At 65.3% G+C, this 12,116-nt stretch carries 8 protein-coding genes; 4 read left to right on the top strand and 4 right to left on the bottom strand.

Annotated features, from left to right (window positions below):
• Positions 1–173: 173 nt before the first annotated feature.
• Positions 174–2,093: a hypothetical protein gene (locus QT386_RS18830; RefSeq protein WP_289275292.1), complete on the bottom strand. Its 1,920-nt coding sequence runs from the start codon at positions 2,091–2,093 to the stop codon at positions 174–176.
• A gap of 21 nt (positions 2,094–2,114) precedes the next feature.
• Entirely contained in the window at positions 2,115–2,612 is a 498-nt protein-coding gene (locus QT386_RS18825) for a hypothetical protein (protein ID WP_289275291.1), read from the bottom strand.
• Between the two features lie 283 nt (positions 2,613–2,895).
• On the opposite strand from QT386_RS18825, the gene aceB reads away from it, so the two are divergent.
• Together aceB and aceA are read left to right on the top strand one after the other, a co-directional pair.
• The gene (gene aceB / locus QT386_RS18820) at positions 2,896–4,482 is read left to right on the top strand and encodes a malate synthase A (protein WP_289275290.1); all 1,587 of its coding nucleotides are present in this window, start codon (positions 2,896–2,898) and stop codon (positions 4,480–4,482) included.
• A gap of 67 nt (positions 4,483–4,549) precedes the next feature.
• Positions 4,550–5,860 carry an isocitrate lyase gene (gene aceA / locus QT386_RS18815; protein ID WP_289275289.1) on the top strand — a complete coding sequence of 437 codons (1,311 nt, stop codon included), beginning with the start codon at positions 4,550–4,552 and terminating at the stop codon, positions 5,858–5,860.
• A 110-nt stretch (positions 5,861–5,970) separates the two neighbouring features.
• Here the strand turns inward: aceA and QT386_RS18810 are convergent, their stop codons facing one another.
• Positions 5,971–6,666: a 4'-phosphopantetheinyl transferase superfamily protein gene (locus QT386_RS18810; protein WP_289275288.1), complete on the bottom strand. Its 696-nt coding sequence runs from the start codon at positions 6,664–6,666 to the stop codon at positions 5,971–5,973.
• 13 nt (positions 6,667–6,679) lie between these two features.
• Positions 6,680–7,447 (bottom strand): ParA family protein, encoded by a 768-nt coding sequence (locus tag QT386_RS18805; RefSeq protein WP_367401464.1) that lies wholly within the window; start codon positions 7,445–7,447, stop codon positions 6,680–6,682.
• A gap of 227 nt (positions 7,448–7,674) precedes the next feature.
• Between QT386_RS18805 and QT386_RS18800 the strand changes: the two genes are divergently transcribed.
• Both QT386_RS18800 and QT386_RS18795 read left to right on the top strand, forming a co-directional pair.
• Complete coding sequence (locus QT386_RS18800; RefSeq protein WP_289275286.1) at positions 7,675–9,168, top strand: amino acid permease; 1,494 nt, start codon at positions 7,675–7,677, stop codon at positions 9,166–9,168.
• 143 nt (positions 9,169–9,311) lie between these two features.
• The gene (locus QT386_RS18795) at positions 9,312–12,026 is read left to right on the top strand and encodes a winged helix-turn-helix domain-containing protein (RefSeq protein WP_289275285.1); all 2,715 of its coding nucleotides are present in this window, start codon (positions 9,312–9,314) and stop codon (positions 12,024–12,026) included.
• Positions 12,027–12,116: the final 90 nt, after the last annotated feature.

Here is a 12,116-nt window from a genome sequence, read left to right as displayed (position 1 = left end):
TGATCCACAACCGCCAACTTAAAGGCCATCGTGTAATCGCGCTGCGTCCTCTTAACCCTTGATTCCATTTGACTCTCCTTCTCGACTTCGAAAAGGTGTCAACCCTGGGCAGGACGGGTCAGATCCGTGAAAAAGGCCGCCCTGGGGCGGCCTTTTTTTGTGATGCCAGGGCTCTAGAGTCCCAGCGACATCGGGTCGATGCGGCGGATCGGCTGGATGCCGCAGGCGCGCTCGGCTCGCTCGCAGAGCGCAACCAGTTCGCCCAGTGCCGCCTGGTAAATCTCCTGGAACGCATCCACCATGCCGCCCGCATCCTGCAGGTAGCGCGCCGCGTCGGTCATGCGCTCCGGGCCGGCCAGCGGGCAGCGCAACAGCAGGTAGCCGCTGACAGTGCCACCTTCCAGCACGGTCTGCGCGGCGCTGTGTCCGCTGTTGAGCAGGCGCGTGGCGTGGCCGCGGAACAGCCGCAGAGCCTCGTTCAGGTCCTTCTGGGCATCCGGATGCTCGCCGTTGGCCGCGATGGCCTGCAGTGCCAGCACCGAGCGCTGCAGTTCCGCTAGCATGGCAGCATCGCTTTCCATCTCGTGCAGGCGTTGCAGCAGCGTGCGCAGGAACTCGGCCTGCAGGTGTTCCTGGTCCATCAGGGCGCGAATGGCGCAGTCGATGCGGAAGGCATGCAGTTTCAGGTCTTCCGTCAGCCGATGGTGCGCGTCGGTGTCGCGGCGGCGCACCTGTTCCAGCAGGCGCCAGAGATCGGCCTGGGACAGGTGGTCGTAACCGCTGACCCCGAAATGCGAAGGCTTCATCGCCAGGCCCGCGGCCAGCAGCAGCGGTGCCCGGCGCCGCTCCCATTCCGCAGCCGCCACCCAGTCCTGCGTCATTTCGGGTGAGCGCCGGCGCAGGGTGTCGATGGTGCCCTGCCAGCCCAGGCCGCTGATGTTGGCATCCGCAGGCGGCATGGGCTGCAGCAGCGGCCAAGGGCGGAACTGGCCGTTGAAGTAGCGCTCCAGCGTCTCCCGCTGCATCTCGCGTGCGGCGCGCATGGCCGGCGTCAGCCCGGTCTGCGCGGAGGCCGTGATGGCGGGCGCCGCAAGGCCCTCGCGTTCGTACCAGTCGCGGCTCAGTTTCAGGCCGTACAGCTCGCACTGTTCCAGCAGCAGGCGTGCCGGCAGGGACGAGGCGTAGACCGGAGGTAACTGTAGTTGCTGCACGCGGGCGATCCGCTCGCTCCAGGAGGGGCGGCCGGGCGAGAGTTCGTGATGCTCGCCGTCCAGTTCGGCATCGATGGCGGCCAGGTTCGCGGTATCCATGGAGCGGAACTGTGCGGCGATGGCTTCGAACAGGTCTTCCGGCATTTGCTGCCCGGGATTGGCCGACCGCGAGGCGGCCAGCGCGCGGACCTCGTCGGCCGCCTGCTCGACGGCGCGCTGGTTGCGCAGCATCAGCGGGAACAGACGGCTGCCCACCAGCATGGCGGTGCGCCGGTCGGCCTCATGGCTGGCGACGCGCAGCGCCCTGGCGCCCAGCAGCAGGCTCAGGCGGTACAGCCCGGCCATCAAGAGGCGGCCGACACCCAGGCTCAGCAGGAGCATCCGGCCGAGGGTGCGCCCCGCGCCCGAGTCCGTGCGCTCCTGGCGGCGTGCCAGGGCTTCATCCCAGAGATCCGCATCATAGGCGCGCTGCTGCAGCCAGCGCTGCACCTCGATGACGCGCAGCAGCCCCGGGCCGCCGGCCTGCAGGGCGAGTTGCTGTGCGATCAGGCCAACCATCTCGCGCGCATTGAGGCTGGCCAGCAACGACAGGCCGATGCGCAACCGGATCCGGCCTCCCGGCATGGGCTTGATGCCGACGCTGGCCTCGCCGTCGACGATGACCTCGCCGGGCGCCTGTACGCCCAGAGCGGTGCAGAGGCCGGCAAGGGCGCGAAAGAATTCTGGCTCCTGCGCGGGACTCAGCGTCAGCCGGCCGGGCAACGGCTTGCGGGGAGCTAACAGCGGCCAGAGCAGCAGGCCTATCAACGTCAGGCCGCCCAGGCCCGGCACCAGCAGAGAGTAGAGGGAGTCGAAGATAGCGCGGTCGTCCAGCGACAGCACACTGCGCAGCAGGGCCAGGGCCTAGACCGCCACCGCCAGGGTGACGACAAGCACGTAGGCGCTGCGGACGCCGGACACCAGCAGGCCGCCACGCTGGATCTGGCGCTCGCGGTCCAGGTCCAGGCGGTTGGGGGGAGCCTGGGAGGCCAGGGCTTCCAGTGCGGCCAGTGGCGTGGCCGACGAGGCGGAGTACGCAGGCGCGGCAGCCGGAGAACGGGGGGGCTCGGGCGCGGCAGGGGCTTCGGCGTGCTCGACCAGTCCCACGGGAGGCACTCCGGTCATGGGCTCGACCAGCGCCTCCATGCCGCAGGCGCGGAAGGCGCTGGCCACCTTGGCGGCAAACTTCACTTCCAGCGATTGCCTGACGATCAGGGGGCCCACCAGCAGTTGCACGGCCTGCTCGTCGTTCAGGCCGAACTGTTCACGCAGGCGCAGCAGCAGGTCGGCGTCGGTGACGGGACTCAGGCGACGGCCGGTGAGGGCGACCTGGAAGCTGCCTGCGGGGACCGCCTGAGTCATGAACCCTCCCTGGTTCGATGTGAACACTTCTTCAATGGAATCAACCGCCGCAACAGCTTGCCAGTGTAGAGCCGAAGGTGACGCAGCGCGACCAAAATCGACATTTTCTGTAGGTTTTTCTCATTCCGAGCAATCTTCGCGCCGGAGTGCGGGAAGTGGTCTCCGAACGCTTGTGCACCGCCATGTTTCGCATCTGCGTGGATGTTTCTGTTGCATTGCAATAAAGAGGGGCGTTCTGTATCCTTCCGCGGCTTTTTTCAACCCTACAAAAGACGAGGCTCGAATGAGTGCAGTGAAAGGCGTGGAGGTCCTCGGCCAGATGTCCCCGGCCGCCAGGAAAATCCTCACGCCGGACGCGCTCAAGTTCGTTGCCAAACTGGTCCGCAAGCACGCGGCCCGCCGCGAAGTGCTGATGGCCTATCGCGACGTGCGCCAGGCCGCGATCGACGTGGGCAAGCTCAAGCTTGGGTTCCTCAAGGAAACCAAGAAGATTCGCGACGGCAAGTGGAAGATTGCCGGCATCCCGGCCGATCTGCAGGACCGCCGTGTCGAGATCACCGGTCCGGTGGACCGGAAGATGATCATCAATGCCCTGAATTCGGGCGCCAAGTGCTTCATGGCGGATTTCGAGGACTCGGCCAGCCCGACCTGGGATCTGATGATCGAGGGCCAGGTGAACCTGTACGACGCCGTGCGTCGCAAGATCGCCTTCACTTCGCCCGAGGGCAAGCAATACAAGCTCAACAAGGATATCGCCACGCTGATCGTGCGTCCGCGCGGCTGGCATCTGCTGGAAAAGCACATCCTGATCGACGGCGAGCCGGCCCCGGGCGGCATCGTCGACTTCGCGCTTTATTTCTTCCATAACGCCAAGGAACTGCTGAAGCGCGGCTCCGGCCCGTACTTCTATCTGCCGAAGATGCAGTCGCATCTGGAAGCCCGCTTGTGGAACAGCATCTTCAAGGATGCCCAGGCCGAGTTGAAGATTCCGCTGAAGACCATCAAGGCCACCGTCCTGGTCGAGACCATCTGGGCCTCGTTCGAGATGGAAGAGATCCTGTATGAACTGCGCGACCACATCGTTGCCCTGAACTGCGGCCGCTGGGACTACATCTTCAGCTTCATCAAGACCTACCGCGCCCACGCTGATCGCATCATCCCGGATCGCCTGGGCGTGACGATGGACAAGCACTTCCTGGACAGCTACTCCAAGCTGCTGTGCCAGATCACGCACAAGCGCGGCGCCCAGGCCATGGGTGGCATGGCGGCTTTCATCCCGACCAAGGATGCGGCCAAGAACGAGGAAGTGTTCGCCAAGGTCCGCGCCGACAAGCTGCGTGAAGTGAACAACGGCCACGACGGCACCTGGGTGGCGCACCCGGGCCTGGTGCAGGTCGCGATGGACGTGTTCAACGAGCACATGCCGCAGCCGAACCAGATCGACAAGAAGTTCGCCGAGCGCAAGATCAAGGCCGACGATCTGCTGAAGCTGCCGGAGGGCCAGATCACCGAGGCCGGCCTGCGCAACAACATCAACGTCGGCATCCAGTACACCGAGGCCTGGATCAGGGGCAACGGCTGCGTGCCGCTGCACAACCTGATGGAAGACGCTGCCACTGCGGAGATTTCCCGCGTGCAGGTCTGGCAGTGGCTGAAGTACAACGCCAAGATGGCCGACGGCCGCAACGTGACCCGTGAGCTGGTGCTGGGCATGATCGACGAGGAACTGGCCGGCCTGCGCCAGTCCTTCGGCGACGAGCGTTACTACAAGGGCCGTTTCGCCGAGGCCGCTGGCATGTTCGCGCGTATGAGCACCGCCAGCCAGTGCGGCGACTTTCTGACGCTGCCGGCCTATGAGTACCTGAACTGAGGCGGCCGCGAGGCCACCCCGTGGATTTTTTCTTCATCATTGGTTTTTCACCGAGAGGACAGTTGCAATGACGACGCGTGACGAGCAGATCAAGGCCCTTGAGCAGGACTGGGCGACCAACCCCCGCTGGAAGCTGGTGAAGCGTGGTTACTCCGCCGCCGACGTCGTCCGCCTGCGCGGCAGCGTTGCCATTGACCACACCCTGGCCAAGCGCGGCGCCGAGAAGCTGTGGAAGCTGATCAACGGCGAAGCCAAGAAGGGCTACGTCAATGCCTTCGGCGCGATCACCGCCGGCCAGGCGATGCAGCAGGCCAAGGCCGGCCTGGAAGCCGTGTACCTGTCCGGCTGGCAGGTTGCCGCCGACGGCAACACCTCCGAAACCATGTACCCGGACCAGTCGCTGTACGCGTACGACTCCGTGCCGACCATGGTTCGCCGCATCAACAACACCTTCACCCGCGCCGACGAAATCCAGTGGAGCCGCGGCATCGGCCCCGGCGACAAGGGCTTCATCGACTACTTCCTGCCGATCGTTGCTGACGCGGAAGCCGGTTTCGGCGGCGTGCTGAACGCCTTCGAGCTGATGAAGAACATGATCGTCTCCGGCGCCGCCGGCGTGCACTTCGAAGACCAGCTGGCCGCTGCCAAGAAGTGCGGCCATATGGGTGGCAAGGTGCTCGTCCCGACGCAGGAAGCCGTCGAGAAGCTGATCGCTGCCCGCTTCGCCGCCGACGTGCTGGGCGTGCCGACCATCGTGCTGGCCCGTACGGACGCCGAGGCTGCCAATCTGATCACCTCCGACTACCACCCGAACGACAAGCCGTTCCTCACCGGCGAGCGCACGCAGGAAGGCTTCTTCCGCGTGAAGAACGGCCTGGAGCAGGCCATCAGCCGTGGCGTCGCCTACGCGCCGTACGCGGACCTGGTCTGGTGCGAGACCGGCGTGCCGGATATCGGCTTCGCCCGCGAGTTCGCGCAGGCCGTGCACAAGGAGTGCCCGGGCAAGCTGCTGAGCTACAACTGCTCGCCGTCGTTCAACTGGAAGAAGAACCTTAACGACAGCCAGATCGCCAAGTTCCAGCAGGACCTGTCGGACCTGGGCTACAAGTACCAGTTCATCACGCTGGCCGGCATCCACATCAACTGGTACAACACGTTCCAGTTCGCCCAGGCCTACGCCAAGGGCGAGGGCATGAAGCACTACGTGAACATGGTGCAGGAGCCGGAATTCGCCGCTCGCGAGCAGGGCTACACCTTCGTGTCGCACCAGCAGGAAGTCGGCACCGGCTACTTCGATGACGTCACCACCGTGATCCAGGGCGGCTCGTCCTCCGTGAAGGCCCTCACCGGCTCGACGGAAGAAGAGCAGTTCCACTAAGTAGCACCGCTGCAAACGAAAAGGGCCGCGAAAGCGGCCCTTTTTTTGTTCTTCCGGTCTTCCTTGTCATGCCGGCTTTCGCCGCCATGACGGAATTGGGGCTTCGCTGATTAGCTTGCCGTCTGCTCCAGCCACCAGGTCTCTTCGACGAACGACAAACCGTTGGTCTCCATGCGTTGCCCGGGTTGAAGGCTCTCCGCACTCAGTGCAAGACGCAATCCCGCCGCCGCATCGAAGTAGCCCAGACCATTCACCGGCTCACCCGCCGCCGCGTCGCGTACCCGCAGTCCTCGCATCAGCGAGAAATCGATGCCCAGGCCGCGCTGCTTGAGCCAGGCCTCCTTCTGCGTCCACATGCGGTAGAACGCCGCCAGTTGCTGCTCGGGCGGCAGCGTCGCCAACAAGGCCTGTTCCTCCGCGCTGCAGGACTGCCGCGCCAGCGGCGCGACCCTGCGCGGCCGGGTGACGGTTTCCAGGTCGATGCCCACGGGCAGGGTGGAGATGACGCAGGCCATCCAGTCGCCGCTGTGCGAGAGGCCGACGTGCAGAGCCGGATCGGGCCCGCGCACGAGGCGCGGCGGCGTGTGTGCAATGGCGCCCAATTCCCAGTCGGCGGGAATGCCCCCGCGCTGCTCGATCAGCAGGCGGCGCGCCATCCAGCGCGCGGCGATGAACTGCTCGCGCCGCGCCGTGGCCTTGAACGTACCGACCCGCTCGCGCTCCTCGGCGCCGAGGAAATCCAGCCCCGCGGCCTCTGCCACGGCCCAGGTGGGCGCGTAGCGGGCCAGTCGCAGGGCAAGGATCATCGCGGGCGCCGCCTCAGGCGGATCTGAGCGAGTCGAACAGCGCCAGGTATTCCTGGGTGATGCGATGGCCGCGGTCGAAGTGGATCAGCGGCTTGTGCTGCTCGTGCGATTCCTTGACCTTGATCGAGGTGCCGATGGCGCAGTCCAGCACCGGCTTGCCTTCGGCCTTCAGTTCCTCGACCAGGCGCGCCGGCAGGCGGGAGCGCGACTGGAACTGGTTGACGATGATGCCTTCGATCTCCAGGTCCTCGTTGTGGTCGGCGCGGATTTCCTGGATGTTGTCCAGCAGCGTGTAGAGCGCCTGACGCGCGAACTCGTCGCAGTCAAACGGGATCAGCACGCGGTCGGCGGCGATTAGCGCGGAGCGGGAGTAGAAGTTGAGCGCCGGCGGCGTGTCGATGAAGACCGCGTCATAGCCCTTGAGCTTCTTCAGCGCGTCGCGCAGCTTGTAGATCTTCTGCTTGGACTCGAGCTTGATCGCCAGTTCGTCCAGGCGCGGAGAGGCGGCGATGACGTCGAGGTTGTCGAAGGCGGTGCCGCTGGCATAGCTGACGAAGGCCGGCGGCGTCAGCGAGAACGACAGCGAGGCCTCGAAGAAATCCGCGATCGTGCGGTCCGGCTGCAGCGGCGCACTGCCGGTGAGGTACTGCGTGGCGTTGCCCTGGGTGTCGAGATCGATCACCAGGGTGCGCAGGCCGCGGCTGGCGGCGATGGCGGCGAGGTTGCAGACGATCGTGGTCTTGCCCACGCCGCCTTTCTGGTTGAAGACAACACGCTTGATCATGGCTCTGTTCGGCTCTGGAGAGGGAGTGTCGCGGCGTTCAGTTTAAGGGATCGCGAGGAGCAAAAGCCGCGCCACAGGGCTTTTCATGCACCGTCTGGAGGCAGGAATGGCCGCTTTCTCCCGGCACCCTTCTTGCTGAACCCATAACGTCAAGGCCGGCGCACGATCGGGCTTGCAGCGGCGTGCGCCGGCTCCTCCACTTGATTCCAACAGGGGCCTGGGCAATGAGCGAGCAGAAGGGTGGCGTCACCTACCAGTCGGTAGATAGCAGTTACTTCGAGAAACGCGGCCTGCGGCGCTATGCCGGCGTGGCATCGCTGTGGGCGTTGGGCGTTGGCGCGGTGATCTCCGGCCACTTCTCCGGCTGGAACTTCGGCCTCGGGGCGGCAGGCTGGGGCGGCATGCTGATCGCGACGATCCTGATCGCGATCATGTACCTGGGCCTGACCTTCTCGATAGCGGAGATGAGTCCGGCGCTGCCGCATACCGGTGCAGCCTACTCCTTCTCGCGCGCCACGATGGGACCCTGGGGCGGGTTCATCACCGGGCTCTGCGAGAACGTGGAGTACGTCATCACGCCGGCCGTGGTGGTGTTCTTTATCAGTTCCTATCTCGGCTCGATCTTCGGCACACCGGAAGCCTTCCAGCCGGTGTACTGGATCGCCTGCTACATCTTCTTCGTGGGGCTCAACGTGATCGGCGTGGAGCTGTCCTTCAAGGTGACGCTGGCGGTGACGGTGGCAGCCCTGGCCTGCCTGGTAGCTTTCTGGATCAGTGCCATCCCCAACATGGACTTCTCGCGCTGGGCGCTGAACATCGGCGTGGGGCTCGACGGCAAGCCGGTGGAGCTGCCGGAAGGTGGCGGTAGCTGGCTGCCGTTCGGGTTCATGGGAGCCCTGGCGGCGATGCCTTTCGCGGTCTGGCTGTTCCTGGCGATCGAGCAGTTGCCGCTGGCGGCGGAAGAGTCGGTGGACCCGAAGCGCGACATGCCCAAGGGCATCATCCTTGGCATGTGCACGCTAATCGTGTCGGCCTTCATGATCCTGCTGCTTAACTCATCGGTGGCCAACGGTGCCTTTGCGCTGTCCACTTCCGGTGAGCCGCTGCTGGATGGTTTCAAGGCGATCTACGGCGACGGCATCGCCAAGCTGCTGGCGCTGGTGGCGGTGATCGGCCTGATCGCGAGCTTCCACACCATCATCTATGCCCAGGGCCGGCAGATCTATTCGCTGTCGCGCGCCGGCTACTTCCCCAGGCCGCTGTCGATCACCCATGGCACCCGCAAGACGCCGTATGCTGCGATGATCGCCGGTGCCACGGTTGCGCTGCTGGTGATGCTGTCGATCTGGTATGGCGCGGACAACAGCGCCACGCTGATCGGTGGCACCTTGCTGAACATGGCGGTGTTCGGCGCCATGATCTCCTACATCATGCAGGCCAGTTCCTTCATCCTGCTGCGCCGCAAGTTCCCGGATATCGTGCGGCCCTACAAGAGCCCCTTCGGCATTCCCGGTGCGGCGCTGACCATCGGCCTGGCGCTGGTGACGATCTGGTTCCAGCTGGCCGACCCGGTCTACCGTGCCGGCGTGATCGGCGTGGCGATCTGGTTCGCGGTGGGCATCGCCTACTTCGCGGTGATCGGCCGGCACAAGCTGGTGCTGTCGCCGGAAGAGGAGTTCGCGATGTCAGGCGGCACTACGGAATACAAATCGTTGTGACCGGCACCGGCGAACCGGGGAAGTCCGGTTCGCCGAACCCCCTAGGGGAAGCATTTTGCAAGGCACAGGGCTAGAGTAGGCACCGTAAGAATAGCGGGTAGCGGCCGTCGAATGCCGCCCCGGACTGTGGGAGCCTAGGGGCCATGGGGGAAAGTATCGATCAACGCGGAGGCGAGGCGTCTGCATGGGCGCCTCGTTGGCGATTTGCCGGGGTAGATTTCGACACGCACAGCGGCGAGCTTCGCGTCAAGGGCGAACTGGTGACGCTGGAGCGCAAGCCGCGGGAGATGCTGCGCGTTTTCCTCAAGCGTCCGGGTGAATTGCTGACGAAGTCGGATTTGCTGGATGCCGTGTGGTCCGGCCGGATCGTGACGGACGGAGCCCTTACCAATTGTATTGCTAAGCTGCGCAGCGCCATCGATGATCCCGAAGGCGAACTACTGCAGACGGTACACGGCTACGGCTACCGGCTGGCCTGCGCCGTGCAGATGCTGCCTCAGGAAAAGAGCACCCCGCTGCCCGACGACGAACCATCGGCGCAGCGGCCGCCCGGTTGGCAACTGGAACGCCTGCTATCGCGCGGTCCGGATATCGAGATATGGGAGGCTTGGGAACCGCAGGTCGAGGAAGCGGGAAAGCTGAGGAGGCTCAAGCTCGCGCGTAGCGGGCGGGGCGTGGATCTGCTGCGAAGGGAGGTGACGGTCAGCCGTTATCTGTACGAACGCCTCGGAACGGCAACTCCCCTCCCCGTGGTTATTGAGGAACATCTCGAAGCCGCACCCTTCCACATTGTCCTGCAGGGTCATGCTGACGTCGGGTTGCGGGAAGCCTTCGCACAGTTCGCGTGCGGGGATATCGCGCCCATGGACGGAGTCCTGCGGCTGGTCGAGGCAGTGGCTTGCCTCCATTCATACGGAGTCGTTCACGGCGCACTCAGTCCCGACAGCTTCATGCTGGCACGCGACCCGGTGTCGGGGCTGCGGATTGGTTTCGCCGAACTGGGGGCCGCGGAAGCGCGCAGCGGCGAGCCGGCTGCAGAGACGGCTCACGTGCTGGAGCCGTCTCCCTATCGGGCGCCGGAATTGCTGGCCGGTGCCGCGCCCAGCCTGCAATCCGACACCTATGCTCTAGGCGTACTGGCTTACCAGGTCCTGGCCGGCGATATGGCGCACCCGATGGGGCCGGGCTGGGAAGCCAGGGTCGGCGACGTGCTGCTCTGCCAAGATATCGCCGCCGCTTCGCAGTTGGATCCGGCGCAGCGGCTCAGCGATGCAGGTGAGCTGCTGCGACGCTTGCGCAACCTCGAGATTCGGCGTGCCCGGCAGCAAGAGGAAGACCAGCGACGGCAGCGACTTGCACTGGCCGAACGTGCACTGCAACTGGCGCGGGCGCGCCGCGGCCCTCTGCTCGCCCTGGCCGCCGTCTTGGTGATGGGCCTGGTAGTCACGAGCTGGCTGGCCTGGAGCTTGCGGCAAGCCGTGGCACAGGAGCGGCGCAGTGCGACCGTCGCCGCGGCGGTCACCGAATTCTTGACGAAGGATTTGCTGGCGCCCGCCAACGGATCTCCCGGCCATGCCGCCGACGTGACCATCGGCACGCTGCTGGATCGGGCCGCCGAGTCCCTCGATGCCCGCTTCGCCGGTCAACCCCTGATGCATGCTTCGCTGCAGCGGGTGTTGGGTACCTCCTATGCTGCGCTGATCCAGCAAGAGAAGGCCGTGCCCCTCTTGTTGTCGGCCGAAGCCGCGCTGGCCGAGCAGTTGGGCCCCGCGGCCGTGGAAACAGAAGCGACCCGGCTGGCCCTGCAAGAGCTGCTGGTGAACCTGCCGCTGACCCCTTCACGTATGGAGGGCATGGAGGCGGTGGCGCAGCGCCAGTACGATGCAGAGGCAGCGGCGGGGCATCCACACCCGGAGGTGGGTTTCATCGCCCGCGTCGCTCTGGATAGCATCAGGTGCTGGCGGAGGACGGGCATCATCCGTGGGGGCAACTGCGGCGGCGCCATCGATTCGGTCCTAGAGGACGCGAGGAAGAGGCTTGGGCCAGGTCATCCCCTGGTCCTGCGGATCAGCCATTCCAGGGCCTCGTTGGTGGGCGTCGCCGGAAATCCCGACGAGGCACTGACGGAGTTCGAGCGGGTGCTCGATGGCCTGGAACGCATCCATGGGCATGGCAGTCCGAAACTGACGCTGCTGTTCCTGCAGATGAGCAAGGGCCTGGAATACGGTGGCGAACCCGCCAGGGTGATTCCCCTGCTGCAGCGGGCGATCCTCAACTTCTCGTCGAGTTTCGGCGATAGCCATCCGTACCTGTGGAATGCGCGACGCGCTTTGGGTGTGGCCTATACCAATGCCGGGCGACACACCGATGCCATCGCCCTGCAACGGCAGCAGTTGGACACGGTCACCGCCCGTTATGGCCACCACAGCCGCGAGCGCCTGACCGCACTGCGTTTCCTGGCTCAGGCTGAGGTCGCGGGTGGGGACGCCGAAGCCGCACTGCTGCGAATCCAGGAGGGGCTTGCGCTTGAACGCCAGGTGGAGGCGGATCCCTACGATCGCTACGAACTGCAGAACCTGCAGGCCCTCATCCTGGCGGGGCGTCACCAATGGAGCCAGGCGGAGGAGGTGCTTCGCCAACTGGTGCGCGCCGTCAGCGTGGAGGCTCCGGGTGCGGATGTCCCGTTAGGGCGCTACGAGCTGCATCGGGCCCGGATGCTGCTTGCCCTGCAGCGGCCGGGGGAGGCGCGGATAGCCTCCCGACAGGCATTGGAGCATCTACGGCGTGTACTTCCACCCGGCGCGCCACTCGTGATCGAGGCGCAGCGCGTTTCGCGCGCTGCTGGTGGCGGCATCTGATTTCATTGGATTTTCCGCTTGGTCGATGGACGCCGTTGGAAAACCGTTGGAATTTCATGAACCGGACGTGAAGACTGTCTGAGGTTCCCC

Source organism: Solimonas sp. SE-A11 (assembly GCF_030345715.1).
Taxonomy (GTDB): Bacteria; Pseudomonadota; Gammaproteobacteria; order Nevskiales; family Nevskiaceae; genus Solimonas_A.
This window is presented reverse-complemented; position numbering and strand designations above follow the sequence as displayed.